The sequence below is a fragment of the Heyndrickxia sp. MSNUG genome (assembly GCF_049532715.1).
GTDB lineage: Bacteria > Bacillota > Bacilli > Bacillales > Cytobacillaceae > Mesobacillus.
Genome location: NZ_CP150978.1, coordinates 4,412,791 through 4,426,671, shown reverse-complemented (window position 1 = coordinate 4,426,671; position 13,881 = coordinate 4,412,791). Strand labels below are relative to the sequence as shown.

Genomic DNA, 13,881 nt, shown 5'->3' with positions numbered 1-13,881 from the left:
GGGGAGAAGGATGAAAAAGTACTTAATACTGATGTTGCTTGGCTGTTCGTTGCTATGGCTTGGGGGCTGCTCGGATGAGATGGCTGTGGCCAAGGGGGAACCTGAAAAGGCGGAGGTTATTCAGACAAAGATAGAGGTGCCTGTCATTAAAGACTTTCTGCAGAAATTTGATTTTGAGCAGAGAAAAGAGAGCAAAACGCATGTGGTCCTTCATTTTACCAGCAATGCTGCATTGAACCCAGAGGACCCTTATGTCTATGAAGATATCAGGGGGATTTTTAAAGAGTACGATGTTTCACCTCATTATATGATCGACCGAAATGGGGTTATCTACTATATGCTGCCGGAAAACAGGGTGGCGCGGCATGCCGGTAAAGGCGACTTGGAAGGTTACCCAGAGTACAAGGATCACCTGAACGATTTTTCCATCGGGATCGAACTCATGGCAATCGGAACAGAAGCTGAAATGCAGTCAATCATTCCTTCTGAAGACTATAAAAAGATTCCGCAGGAACACATCGGCTACACTGAAGCCCAATATAAATCTCTCAATCTGCTTATTGACGACATACTAGCACGGAACCCCAAAATAAAAAGAAACAGAACCCACATCATCGGCCACGACGAATATGCAACTGGGCGGAAAACTGACCCAGGCAGCCTGTTTGATTGGGGAAGGATTATTCAATAATGGAACATGGGGACGGTTCTCGCGTTTCAGAATGAAACGCAAGAACCGTCCCCATGTTTTAAAAATAGCTGATTGCTTGTTTTCCGTACTGGTTCCAGCCTTGGATGAACTGGCTTTTCGGGTGTCTTTTGTTCTTTTTTCCGTCAAGTGGATCGTTGAAGTAGATGTACTTGCTGTCGTAGCCTGTGATCAGGACGGAGTGTTCTTTATAGGTGATCCGGACTTGTCCTTGCGGTGTGTACCAGGTCTGCCAGTACTTGCCTGGCACGTAGTTGAATGTGCTGGTCGTAATTACCCATACTGGACGGCCTGCTCCTACGTAGTCAAGAACAGACTCGAACGATTGGCCTGAGAAATTGACAATCCGATTTGGCATATAGGTGTTCGCCAGCTCTGCGATTGGGCGATGGAACACACCGAATCCTGGCTTGCTGAAGGAGTACATATCCCCGACGAATCCGACATGCGGATTCCCGAAGTACCTTTTCCCGTCTACGTATCTGTACGGGGTCGGGTCCTTTTTTACCTGCTTGGCAAGCGTCATCTTGTTCGCCTTTTTCCCTGCATAGTTCAGCATCATCGTCAGGCTTGTCACCTCGCAGCCGCGCGGCAGTTCTGGCATTTGTTTTACAAGAGGGGCGGACATCAGTTTTGAGGCTGGACGGTTTTGGTGCCCAACGACGATTGTTGTTCGTGCGCCTGCATTGCCGGTGGCATCTTTCGCATAAAACTCAAACTTTGTATTCGCAGCTTGCAGCGGCATTCCTATGTAAAAGATTCCTTGTGAGCTGACTTTAATTGTTCGGAAGGTCTTCGTGTTTCTCAAAACAACCAAGGTTGAATTAGGGGCGGCTTTCCCGCTGATTAATAGCGATTTGTTGGTTATTTTATTGACCTGTGGAGCTGCTGGCGCGATTCGATTCGCAACGGTGACTGTTGCTGTCTCGCTTTTTCCGGCAGTGTTTGTGACATACACTGAAATCCTAGTTCCGGCAGCCAGAGGTTTGTTATTTGGAAGCGGAAAAATAAATCGTCCTGCTGCATCCGCTGTAACGATATATGTATTGGTTCTAATTCCTATGTTTACAGTGCTGTTGGGCTCGGTAGTACCTTTTAGCGCTGTACTTATATTGGAAATGAAATAGACGAAAGGTTTCTCCGGGGCATCCGCACTGCTCACGGTTTGAATGGCGATGCTTTTCACACCGTTCAGTTCAGAAGCCGCCTGAACGACTTTTCCTGCTGTAAGAAGTGATGATGGCTGGAATTCAAACGCTCCGTTGACGATGCTTTTTAATGTAAGCATCTGCCCATCGACTGAAGCGCTTACTGCTGCTCCTGCAGGTACCTTGCCTGATACGGTTTGGGAAGCTTCGTCCACAGGGTTGATGACGGGTGGATTATAGCTTATGGCCATTTGCTGGCCGTCAGCCTCTGCCTTTAAAACTAACGCCGTTCCTGCAGGTATCGATTGAGTCAGTTTAATCTCAAACCGCTGATTCACTGCATTTCCCTGGCCAATCAGCTTGTCCCCAACGTACAAGGTGATTGCTGAAGTGCCAGTATATAACCCCTTTACATAATCAGGCCCAATCTCCTCCACGGCCAGAGTGTCCACACCCGCTGCCGTACCAATATACGGACTTACAAACGAAAGAAATAAAATAATAGAAAGCAAGACCAACATGTATTTTTTCATCTAAACTATCAACCTCCTATCTTAAATCTATGGAAACCTTCCAGATAATTCAACAAAAAACCAAGCAATTCAGCAAAAATTTATCTTTTGTAGAACATGGGGACGGTTCTCGTGTTCCAACTGGAACGTGTTCCAATGCCCGTGTTCCAATGCTACTAAAGATTTTGCGTATCTGTACGATATTAATAGTACTTAAGTACGGGTTTTATAAAAACCACAAAGGAGTACTGTCGTGACGATTATTGAAAAGGATTTGCGAATGCTTGAACATGCTCAACTGCTGCAGCAGGCTGTGAAAACGGTTGTTCCAGGTGTGGCTGAAACAGTTTTAATAAAAGAAAGTGGACCTTCTATTGAGCTTGCAATGGGAATCATCATCGGCATTACCGGAAGTTTTAGCGGGAAGCTGGTTTTAACGGGACTGGAGACAACCTTTCAGGGAATCAGTGAAATGATGTACGGAATGAGGCTGGAGGGAGCGATGCTTGAGTCATTTGCTGGAGAGATTGGAAATATGATTGGCGGTCATTTCTCCATTGAACTTTCAAAAAACAATATTCCTATTGATATTACTGCTCCAACGATTTTACAGGGGAGTGCCAGGATATCAGGGTATCGCTCTGGCATTTTGATCAAAACTCTATTTATGAATAATAGCCAGATAGAAGTATATTTTTTACATGATTGATTAAAAAAAGTCACCATGAGTTAAGCTCAAGTGGTGACTTGATTATTTTATATGACTTTTTTTGCCCTCGTTTTATGCTTGCTCATAAAACCCAAAGAAATCTGAATAAAATCGTCTGCTTTTTCGATATTGCACACATGGCCGCATTGGCCAAGAATCACTAGTTCAGAAATTTCATCCTCACGCAGGTCAGCTCTTAACTCATTCACAAACATTAGAATCAGCGTTAGAATCCGATACAGCCACATGTTTTTTGATTCCTTTTCACAAAAGAAATAATTTCATTTTTATCAAAGTGGGATATACTAGAATGGAATAAACCACTTGAACTTCGGTAGCTTAATTAGCTCCAAAGTAACTCTTCGTATCCTTCAGCATCTTCCTCTGATTAAATTCCTTTGTTTTTTAAAGAATAGTTAGCTCTCCACGATAGCCGGAAATTAACCTCTCAAACCTTCTCAGAAATCGGCCACTCCCTTTTTTTCACTTAAATAAACTCCCAATTATTTTTACCCACCCCATTTTTTTAATTTTATTAAAATTCCCCCCAAAAAAATGAAAGGCAGTGACAAGAAAAATGCCACGTACAGCCCGAATGAAAAGTAAAAACGGTGTCTATCACGTGATGCTAAGAGGCGCGAACAAACTGGAGATTTTCCATGATGATGCGGATAATATGAAGTTCCTTGATATTTTGAAGAAATATAAAGAGGAGTCTGGAATGAGAGTGTATGCCTGGTGCCTGATGAATAACCATGTCCATCTTCTTGTTAGAGAGGTGAATGAAGACCTGTCTACTACAATGAAGCGGATTGGTGTAAGCTATGTTTCTTATTACAACTGGAAGTATCAAACGACCGGGCATCTTTTTCAGGATCGTTTTAGGAGTGAGAGTGTGGAAAGCAGGCGCTATTTCCTGACAGTGATCCGATACATACACCAAAATCCGGTGAAGGCTGGGATTGTCAGTAAGGTCAGCGATTGGCGTTGGAGCAGCTGTGCTGCTTATTATGGGCAGAAATCATATGCATGTGAGCTGCTTTCTAGTGAGAAGGTCTTTAAAATGATGTCCGATGATGTATCAGTCGCCAGGGAAAAGTTCAGGGAGTTCAATGAGCAAAATAGTGATGATGAATGCATGGATGTAGGATGGAGAAGGAGAAGGCTGACGGATGAAGCGGCGAGGGAAGAGATTAATCTATTGCTGGGGAATGTGTCGATTGCCCATGTGAAGAGTTTGCCCAAGCTAGAGCGATGGAAAGTTCTTCGGAAGGTAAAATTAATTGAAGGACTTACACAGCGGCAGGCGGGGAGGATATTGGGGGTGTCTACTAGTTTGATTAATAAGGTTTGGGGGGAGGAACGCGAGAACCGTCCCTGTGTTCCAAATTGAATCCCTAGTGTATATTTGGATGCTATAGTGCATTAGAGACTTAGTTTTGGAGAGTTAAATGGTAGATTGTTAATGTGTTTGCTTCATGAATAGTTGGCGAAAAATACGTCATTGCTAAAAATACAAGAAAAGTGGCACTTTCCAATATGCGGAAAGTGCCTTTTTGAATTTTTTTGAACACGAGAACCGTCCCCATGTTCAATTTTTTTAGTAGATTAGTATAATGTTTCGGGTTGCTAAGGTTTGTCTTGATTTGTGATTGCATCTGTATATTGTTTTACCAGTATAGAATTAATGTCTGAATAGTAAAATTAATCAAAAAATTGTGTTGACTTTGTAAGCGCTTTTAAATATTCTTAACACAAGAAATCTAACATAGATTTATGTTGGATATAAGTTAGATTGCGAGAGTGAGGTGAGTAAATTGGAGAGCAAAAGAGTGCTGGCTACTTATCTAATTGAAACTGCGTATCCTCTTGATTATGCTGCTGAGGTCATGGCAGGGGAACAATCTACAGGAACCTTTGTAAAAGTGCCTGGTGAGACCCCGGAATTAAAGGAAAAGCATGGGGCCAGGGTTGTGAAAATTACGGAATTAGGATCTGTTACAAAGCCTTCGCTCCCCGGATCACGCGCTCCAAAAGGAGATGGGAATCAATACCGTCAAGCAATCGTTGTTCTCTCATTTCCATTCGACAACTTTGGGCCTTCAATTCCAAATTTGCTGTCAACTGTAGCGGGAAACTTATATGAATTAGGGGAGTTTTCTGGTCTGAAGTTAATAGATTTGGAGCTGCCTGATGAATTTGCGGATAGGTATCCAGGTCCTCAATTCGGAATAGAAGGAACGAGGAAGCTGACAGGTGTAGAAAAGGGCCCTCTTATCGGCACAATCATAAAGCCTAGCATAGGTTTACACACCAAAGCTTACAGACCGTTAGTAAGGCAGCTGGCTGAGGCTGGAATTGATTTTATCAAGGATGATGAACTCTGCGCAAATCCATCTTTTGCCCCTTTAGAACAACGAGTGAAAGTCATTATGGAGGAAATTGAGCGGGCAGCTGACAGGACCGGTAAAAAATTGATGTATGCCTTTAATATCACTGGGGATATTGAGGAACTTCGCAGGAATCATGACATTGTCTTAGAGGCGGGAGGCACATGCGTAATGGTGTGCATTAACAGTGTCGGGTTTGCCGGCACAGCGTTTTTACGGAAATATTCAAAGCTGCCTATTCATGGCCATCGAACCCAGTGGGGAGCAATGTCAAGAAGTCCGTTGCTGGGAATGAGTTTCACCGTGTTTCAAAAGCTATCCAGATTGGCAGGGGTAGACCATTTACATACCAATGGCATCGATAATAAGTTCTCTGAGGACAATAAAACAGTCATTCAGGCTATAAAAGATTGCTTAAAACCTTTCATGGGCGGATATGAAGTTATGCCGGTTTTATCATCTGCACAATGGGCTGCGAGTGCGATTCCAACCTATAATGCTGTCTCAACAACGGATGTGATCCATTTAGCCGGGGGCGGAATTTTGGCTCATCCATCGGGCATTGAAGCAGGCGTTCTCAGTATGAGGCAAGGCTGGGAGGCAGCGGTCAAAGGGTTGCCATTAGAAGAGTATGCAGAAAGCCATCCGGAATTATCTCAAGCCATTCAGAAATTCACAAAAAAATAGAATAGGGTGGGATTAATGGAGGAAACAAAATTACTTCTCGCTTTTTATGGGGATGATTTTACCGGTTCCACTGATGCAATGGAATCACTATCCTCAAGTGGGTATCGGACAGTTTTATTCCTGGAGCCACCTTCCGGGGAAATGCTCAAAAAATTTGAGGGACTTCAATGTATTGGAGTTGCAGGTACAAGCAGGGCCAAGGCACCTGAGGAAATGGAAGCTGAACTCCGTCCGGTATTTGACCGATTTGCCGAGATAGGAGCTAAAGTTACTCATTATAAAACTTGTTCGACATTTGATTCTAGTCCTCAGGTAGGAAGTATTGGAAAAGCGGTAGAAGTGGCCAGGGACTATTTTACAGAACAGAAGGCCATTCCTCTGCTGGTCGGAGCTCCTCCGCTTGGAAGATATACTTTATTTGGAAATCACTTTGCAAGAATGCAAAACGAAGTCTATCGATTGGACCGGCATCCTGTCATGTCAAGGCATCCAGTTACTCCGATGGATGAGGCAGACCTCCGTCTCCACCTATCTGGACAGACTAAAGAAAAAGTAGGTTTAATGAGCATTTTGGACTTGGAGGGGCCAATTGAAAAGGTAAGAGAGCAATTTCAAAATAAAATCGCTGACAAGGGAATGCTGCTTTTTGATGTATTGGATGATGAGAAACTGAAAGTGAGCGGGCAGCTCATTTGGGAGAAGGCAGTTCAGGAAAAACTGTTTGTCGTTGGATCCTCTGGAGTGGGTTATGCACTGACTGCCCATTGGAAAACCGCTGACTTGCAAAATAAGGCTCAAAAGGTGGAATCACAAAACCGTAATGCCAGAAAGCCTGTCCTGGCCGTTTCTGGCAGTGCCTCTCCAGTTACTCAAAAGCAAATAACGAACGCAATCGAAGATGGATTCTATGGAATAAGGGTAACCCCGGAACAGATCACTGAAAGAAACTCAATGCCGTTAGAGCTGATTGATCAAGCGATTAATCTGATTAACGAAGAAAATAGCGTTGTTTTTTATACGGCATTGGGACCGGATGATCCTTCTATTCTAAAGACCCGGAATTTATTCGCTAAAAAAGGAGTTTCAGAGTTTCACTCCGGAGAAATCATCGGCAAACAACTTGGCCGGTGGAGTAAGGAAATTATAAAAGCTACTGGGATTACACGAGGGATTGTTGCTGGAGGAGATACCTCTGGATTTGTAACCAGAGAATTAGGGATATATGGTTTGGAAGTGTTCCGCCAGATTTCACCGGGTGCTCCATTATGTCAAGCATTCTCCTCAGATGAGAAAATGAACGGTTTTGAACTGGCCTTAAAAGGAGGTCAATTAGGCGGTCTTAGTTATTTTTCTGATGTAAGGGCCGCTGAGTAAATTGGTAGGGTGGTAACCGAATGGAAACTAAAACTAGAACAGCTGCAGCTCCTCTTTTAAAAGATGTAGCATATCAGCAAATAAAAGAACGAATATTGGATGAAAGCTTTGCTCCAGGATCATTTTTATCCGAACGAGAATTAATAGAAGTTCTGCAAATGAGCAAGACACCAATTAAATCAGCACTTGTACGGCTCGAAACAGAAGGTTTTGTGACTGTTTCCTCAAAGCAGGGAATTATCATCAATCCGCTTTCGATTGATCAGATTATTGATATTTATAATCTTCGAATCGCTTTAGAAACCTATAATTGCAATCAAATCTCAGGAAAGTTAACTGAAGAGCAATGCAGGCTTCTTGAAAAAAATCTTTCTGATACTGCAACGAAGTGTGAGCACCTGGACATTAAAGGATTTACTAGCGAAGATCATGCTTTTCACTTGCTTTTATGCGAATTCTCCGGAAATCGGGAAATCTACCGTGTGCTGCTGAATTATCAGGACCACCTCCATAGAATCACTCTAAGGCATTTAAAGAAGGATCCTCATCGCATGCACACATTCTATCAGGAGCATGTTGAAATCTATGAAAGTTTAAAAAGTGGAGATCAAAGGGCTGTTGAACTTATAACAGACCATTTGCAAACGTCTAAGCAAAAACTATTGGATTAAGTTCGTTGGGAAGTAGGAGGTTGACGAAAAATGAAAGCGGTTTATGTTGAGGATGCCTATAAGGTAGTTGTAAAGGATGTTAAATTGCCAGAGATTGAAAACAATGAAGTGCTGATTGCAACCAAAGTCGCTGGTATTTGCGGATCGGATATCCATACGTATAAGGGGCTGCACCTTTTTAGAAAGCCTCCAGTCATTATTGGTCATGAAATTGCTGGGGAAGTCGTTATGGTAGGCAGCCATGTTGAGAATTTTAAGGTAGGAGATAGGGTTACGGTAGAACCGCAAACTGGCTGTGGAAAATGTGATAGCTGCCTGACCGGGAAAGTAAACTATTGCCAAAATCGAAAAGCACCTGGAATTAAAGGCTGGTATGGGGCAATGGCTGAGTATTTTGCAGCGCCAGAGGAAACAGTGTTCAAATTGCCTGATGGTATGACGTATGATCAGGGGGTTTTGGTCGAACCTTTTGCCGTTGGAGTTCACGCGGTAAGAAAAGCCGATATCCAGCTAGGGGACAAAGTGGCCATTTTAGGTGCAGGTCCAATTGGGCTTTTAACTGTATCCGCTGCTAAAGCTGCAGGAGCTACAACGATCCTTGTCACGGATATCATGGATTATGCACTTGAAGGCGCTGAAAAAATGGGGGCTACACATTCTTTAAATATATTAAATAAAAAAGAATGGGTTTCTGAAGCTCAAACTCTCATAGGCAGCGAGTTTGATAAGGTTCTAGTTGCTGTAGGTGTACCAGGCATCATAGACAATTCTATTTCATTGCTCAGGAAAGGGGGGAAATGTGTAACAATCGCCATGTTTCATGGCACCCAAACTTTTGACATTGTTAATTTACAGCAGGGGGAAAAAGAAATTATCGGCTGCATGACATATACAAGGGAGGATACATTGGCGGCAATTGATTTACTCGCAGCTGGGTATGTCAATGAGGATGCCCTCATCACGCATAAACTTAGTTATCATGAGGCAGCCAAGGGATTTGAACTGGTTGATAAGAAAGAAGATTCATCTTTAAAGGTTCTTGTAGAGTTTTAATCTATAAAACAAACAAAGGGGAAGATGAAAGATGAAAAAAGTATGGTTGATTATGATGACTTTTATTTTGAGTTTCGCTTTGTTGGGGTGCGGAGCAAAGGATACAACTGAAAGTGCGAGCGGTTCTTCAGGAGGTTCAGACAAACCAGTGAAATTAAAGCTTGGCCATATTGCAGCAGAAAATGATCCTTGGCACCTTGGTGCAAAAAAGTTTGCCGAACTGGTAAAGGAAAAGACGAATGGATCAGTTGAAATTGATCTTTATGCCAGCTCTACATTAGGAAATGACCGCGATTTGATTGAGGGTATGCAATTAGGTTCTGTAGATTTCGCACTTGTAGCGGGTGTTCTCTCCAATTTCTATGAGCCTTACGCTATTTTGGAACTTCCATATCTATTCCGCGATCGCGAGCATATGCAAAGTGTATTATACGGTGAAGTTGGAGATAAGTTGAAGGAAGATCTTCTGGCTAATACACAAGTAAGAGGTCTTGAGTTCTGGGAAAGAACTCCACGCCAATTAACTGCAAACAAAAAGATTACAAGCCCAGCTGATTTAGAGGGAATCAAGATTCGTGTCCCTGAAATTCCAGCATCAATTGCAGCTTGGAAAGCAATGGGTGCAACGCCAACTCCGATGGCATTCAGTGAAGTATATTCATCTTTGCAGACAGGTGTAATCGATGCACAAGAAAATCCAGTTGCCTTAATTGAAAGTACAAAGTTGAATGAAGTACAAAAGTATATGATCAACACTAACCACGTTTATGGTTATGTCATGCTTACAATGAGTGACAGCACATACAAGAAACTTTCGAAAAATCAGCAAAAAGCAATTGAAGAGGCAGCAAAAGAAGCAACTGAATATGAAAATAAGATCGTTTATGAGCAAGAAAAGGAACTGTTAGAAAAGCTGACTTCTGCAGGTATGGAAGTGGTAGATGTGGATACTGAACCATTTATGGAAAAAGCAAAAACAGTCCATGGTGAATTTGCTAAAAAGTCTCCTGAAGCACAAGAGCTTTATGACAGTATTGTAAATACAAAATAGAATGCTTAGAAAGGGGGCGGGTACCAGTCATTATTGGCTCAGTGCCCTCCTCTTTTTAAAAAGATTACGATTAATGTCGTAAAAGGAGAGTTATCTCATGCAACAAGTTATTAAAGCTATAGATTCTATAAATAGGGTAGTTGGCATTCTTCTTTCGTTAATGCTTGGTGTTATGTCAATTCTTATCATATTACAAGTCATAAGCCGTTTTGTAATTAATTTTCCTTTGACCTGGTCAGAGGAGCTATCCCGATATTTAATGATTTACATTGTCTTTCTAGGTGCTGGCTTAGCTATGAGGCATAATAATCTGATCTCGATTGAACTTTTACCAGAATCATTGTCAGGAAACAAAAGAAAAGTAGTTATTATTCTAGTGATGATTATTTCTATCATATTTTTTGCAATCTTGTTTAAGCAGGGGATCGATATGCTGGGTATGGTTAAAATGCAATCATCACCTGGTCTCCAACTATCTATGTCAATTCCGTACGCCTCAATCCCGATTGGTTCCTTCGTCCTTGCGATAAATTCCCTCGCTGTAATTCTGGATCAATTATCAAATAAGCAGGAGGGGGAAATCTAATGGCTGCAATTTTAATGGTAGTTATGTTAATACTTTTCGGATTAAGTGTACCTATTGCGGTTTCCATCGGCCTTGCATCTGCAGTGGCTCTATGGTGGGAAGGTGGAACGCCTCTCATTGTTTTGGTACAGCGCTCTTTTACATCCATAGATTCTTTTCCGCTAATGGCTATTCCTTTCTTTATTTTGGCGGGAACATTAATGGAATTTGGAGGGATATCGAAGAGGTTAATCAATCTAGCGAATGCTTTTACAGGCCACTTGCCAGGGGGACTTGCTATTGTAACGGTTGTTACGGCAATGTTTTTCTCTGCAATCTCCGGATCAAGTGCCGCAACAACAGCTGCACTAGGCAGTATGCTTATACCAGGGATGATTAGAAGGGGCTATGATCCAAAGTTTGCAGGTGCCACTCAAGCAGTTGCCGGTGAACTAGGAGTTATTATACCTCCAAGTATACCGATGATTTTATATGGTGTAACCGCATCTGTGTCAATTGGTGATTTATTTATGGCAGGGTTTGTGCCTGGAATTCTCATTGGATTTGCATTGATTTTAACAGTCTATGTGATCTCGAAGAAACATAACTATGTGCGTGAACCTAGGAAATCTTTTAAGGAAATCATTCAGGCATTTAAGGAATCTTTCCTAGCTCTGTTGATGCCAGTTATCATTTTAGGCGGCATTTACGGCGGTATTTTTACTCCAACAGAAGCTGCCGGTGTAGCTGTTGGCTATGCGTTTATTGTAGGGGTATTGATTTACAAAGAGATCAAGCTTAGAGAACTCGCGAAGATTTTTACCCAGTCTGCTGTAACTACAGCTACTATCATGTTTATCATTTCAAGTGCAGGATTATTTGGCTGGATTATGACAAGGGCGAATGTTCCTCAAATGGTTGCAGAATTCTTTATTAATATCTCTGAAAATCCGATCATCTTCCTGCTTTTAGTCAATTTATTCTTAATCATTGTCGGAATGTTTATGGAGACAAATGCATCAATTATCATTCTGGCACCTTTATTATTACCAGTAGCAACACAACTCGGCATTGATCCGGTGCACTTTGGAATTATCATGATTGTTAACCTGGCTTTGGGAATGTGTACACCTCCTCTAGGGGTCAACCTATTTATATCATCACAGATAGCCAAAATAAGGCTCGACCAGATATCAAAAGGGATGCTCCCTTACTATGGAGTACTGCTAGTTACATTAATGTTAATTACCTTTATTCCTGCCTTATCAATCGGTTTGGTAAATTTGTTTAAGTAAAGGATGAGTTTCCCTTGCAAAACTATGAAGATATTAAACTAGAACTAATTAAGACCGGAAAGTTTATGATGGAATATGGATTAGCCTGGGGGAATGCTGGGAATATAAGTGCCAGGGCAAATGAGGATCACTATCTGATTACAGCTAGCGGTACGTTCCTTGGCGAATTGGAACCATCGGACCTCGTTAGGTGCTCTGTCTCAGGCCAGTCAGAGTCTTATGGGAAAAAACCTTCAAAGGAAACACCTATGCACCAGGCGATATATCAAAAGCGTCCTGAGATTAACGCTGTACTACATGCATCGCCATTTTACAGTACATTGATTGCCTGCTCAAATATTGAAATTCCTTCAAATTGGTTTGTCGAGACCATGTACTATTTGGAGAGAATAGAGAGAGTGCCTTATTGTCATCCCGGCAGTCAGGTATTAGGAGAGGCTGTCGCTGAAAAAGCAGGGGAGGCCAATATTCTGCTGCTTGAAAATCATGGTGTGCTAGTTTACGATACAAGTCTAAAAGAAGCAAGGATGGCCTTACAGACATTAGAAATGGCATGCAAAATGCTTGTAACTGCAAAAGGTGCGAATATTGAGTTGGAAGGTTTGGCGGAGGAAGCAGTGAAAGACTTTCTGGTCAATGCCGCTTATAAACCTCGAAGGAAATGGTAAAGTTTAAGAACCGTCCCAGAGACATTGGACGGTTCTTTAGTTTCTCATTTTCCTAAACAATCTTAGCTTTTTTCAGTGTATGTTTACGCAAAAACTCCAAGGATAGCTGGTTGAATTCCTCGGCTTTTTCGATATTGCATACATGGCCGCATTGGTTAAGGATGACTAGCTCGCAGTGGTCGTCACCGTGGAGGTCAGCTCTTAACTCGCTCACAAACATATGGTCTTCGGCGCCTGATATATAAAGTTTAGGAATCTTTACATTTTGGACATTGGTATAGATTGTTTCAACTTCAGCTACGAGTTGATACCATCCAAGAAAATTGTTCCGCAGCATTTTTTGTGCTTCATGGATGAAGAATCGTCTAGAGTGCTTATGGTTGTCTTTTGGCATGAGAATCAGTGCCAGGATGCGATACAACCACATAAATGGAATCGCTCCCTTTATCAGTCCTGCTATTTTTAAAAGGAATTTTGCCATCCTATTCAAGCTCGTTATTGCTCCTCCTAATACAGCAGACCTCACTCGGCCCGGTTCTGTTTTGAGTAATTGATGGAGGATGATTGACCCTAGTGAAATGCCGACAAAGTGTGCTTTATGAATCGCAAGTTTGTCCAGTGTTTTGGCAATCTCTTTAACGATTAAATCAAACGAGAACTTTTCTTTATAGGAATCTATGTCTGGGGAATCTCCATGGCCTGGTAAATGAATGGCCAGGACATTAAAGTGTTTTGAATAGGCTTTAATTTGTTTGAAAAAAATTTTAGAGTTGCCGCCGATCCCGTGCAGCAATACAACGTACTCCGAGCCGTTCCCCTTATATAACTTATAATCTAGCATTAAAATCTCCTTATGTCGGTCTAGTTGATAACTACATGATACCCTTGGTGCTGATTCTAGTAAACCCTTACAAGAATATTGGAATATACTTTGAAAAAAACATTTAGAGAAGAGGGTGCTGCCAGTGGGGTGGTAATTTTGAAACGCGAGAACCGTCCCTATGTTTCAAAAAAACAGGCACCTCCCGGTTGAAAAAGGAGGTGCCTGT

General features: G+C 42.0%; 14 protein-coding genes. 11 read left to right on the top strand and 3 right to left on the bottom strand.

The window, feature by feature from the left end; translation table 11 throughout:
* The first annotated feature begins 10 nt into the window (after nucleotides 1-10).
* The gene (locus tag AABM38_RS22200; RefSeq protein WP_423408326.1) at nucleotides 11-691 is read left to right on the top strand and encodes an N-acetylmuramoyl-L-alanine amidase; all 681 of its coding nucleotides are present in this window, start codon (nucleotides 11-13) and stop codon (nucleotides 689-691) included.
* Nucleotides 692-749: 58 nt separating this feature from the next.
* On the opposite strand, the gene AABM38_RS22195 is transcribed toward AABM38_RS22200, so the two are convergent.
* Nucleotides 750-2,390, bottom strand: coding sequence for a C39 family peptidase (locus AABM38_RS22195; protein WP_423408325.1), 1,641 nt, complete (start codon nucleotides 2,388-2,390; stop codon nucleotides 750-752).
* Nucleotides 2,391-2,622: 232 nt separating this feature from the next.
* Between AABM38_RS22195 and AABM38_RS22190 the strand changes: the two genes are divergently transcribed.
* A complete protein-coding gene (locus AABM38_RS22190; RefSeq protein WP_423408324.1) occupies nucleotides 2,623-3,078 on the top strand; it encodes a chemotaxis protein CheX in 456 nt (151 codons plus the stop codon).
* Nucleotides 3,079-3,125: 47 nt separating this feature from the next.
* On the opposite strand, the gene AABM38_RS22185 is transcribed toward AABM38_RS22190, so the two are convergent.
* On the bottom strand, nucleotides 3,126-3,326 hold the full coding sequence (locus AABM38_RS22185; protein ID WP_423408323.1) for a hypothetical protein: 201 nt from the start codon (nucleotides 3,324-3,326) through the stop codon (nucleotides 3,126-3,128).
* 329 nt (nucleotides 3,327-3,655) lie between these two features.
* Between AABM38_RS22185 and AABM38_RS22180 the strand changes: the two genes are divergently transcribed.
* From AABM38_RS22180 to AABM38_RS22140, 9 genes are all read left to right on the top strand, one after another.
* A complete protein-coding gene (locus tag AABM38_RS22180) occupies nucleotides 3,656-4,471 on the top strand; it encodes an REP-associated tyrosine transposase (protein ID WP_423408322.1) in 816 nt (271 codons plus the stop codon).
* 415 nt (nucleotides 4,472-4,886) lie between these two features.
* A complete protein-coding gene (locus tag AABM38_RS22175) occupies nucleotides 4,887-6,155 on the top strand; it encodes a ribulose-bisphosphate carboxylase large subunit family protein (RefSeq protein WP_423408321.1) in 1,269 nt (422 codons plus the stop codon).
* 15 nt (nucleotides 6,156-6,170) lie between these two features.
* Complete coding sequence (locus tag AABM38_RS22170; protein ID WP_423408320.1) at nucleotides 6,171-7,529, top strand: four-carbon acid sugar kinase family protein; 1,359 nt, start codon at nucleotides 6,171-6,173, stop codon at nucleotides 7,527-7,529.
* A gap of 20 nt (nucleotides 7,530-7,549) precedes the next feature.
* Nucleotides 7,550-8,200: a GntR family transcriptional regulator gene (locus AABM38_RS22165; RefSeq protein WP_423408319.1), complete on the top strand. Its 651-nt coding sequence runs from the start codon at nucleotides 7,550-7,552 to the stop codon at nucleotides 8,198-8,200.
* Between the two features lie 30 nt (nucleotides 8,201-8,230).
* A complete protein-coding gene (locus AABM38_RS22160) occupies nucleotides 8,231-9,253 on the top strand; it encodes a zinc-dependent alcohol dehydrogenase (RefSeq protein WP_423408318.1) in 1,023 nt (340 codons plus the stop codon).
* Nucleotides 9,254-9,284: 31 nt separating this feature from the next.
* On the top strand, nucleotides 9,285-10,304 hold the full coding sequence (locus AABM38_RS22155) for a TRAP transporter substrate-binding protein (protein WP_423408317.1): 1,020 nt from the start codon (nucleotides 9,285-9,287) through the stop codon (nucleotides 10,302-10,304).
* Between the two features lie 97 nt (nucleotides 10,305-10,401).
* Entirely contained in the window at nucleotides 10,402-10,890 is a 489-nt protein-coding gene (locus tag AABM38_RS22150; protein WP_423408316.1) for a TRAP transporter small permease, read from the top strand.
* Nucleotides 10,890-12,164, top strand: a complete 1,275-nt coding sequence (locus AABM38_RS22145; RefSeq protein WP_423408315.1) for a TRAP transporter large permease — start codon at nucleotides 10,890-10,892, stop codon at nucleotides 12,162-12,164. Before AABM38_RS22150 ends, AABM38_RS22145 begins: the two co-directional genes overlap by 1 nt.
* Before the next feature lie 14 nt (nucleotides 12,165-12,178).
* Nucleotides 12,179-12,832, top strand: a complete 654-nt coding sequence (locus AABM38_RS22140) for a class II aldolase/adducin family protein (RefSeq protein WP_423408314.1) — start codon at nucleotides 12,179-12,181, stop codon at nucleotides 12,830-12,832.
* 52 nt (nucleotides 12,833-12,884) lie between these two features.
* Here the strand turns inward: AABM38_RS22140 and AABM38_RS22135 are convergent, their stop codons facing one another.
* Entirely contained in the window at nucleotides 12,885-13,673 is a 789-nt protein-coding gene (locus AABM38_RS22135) for an alpha/beta fold hydrolase (protein ID WP_423408313.1), read from the bottom strand.
* Between the last annotated feature and the right edge of the window lie 208 nt (nucleotides 13,674-13,881).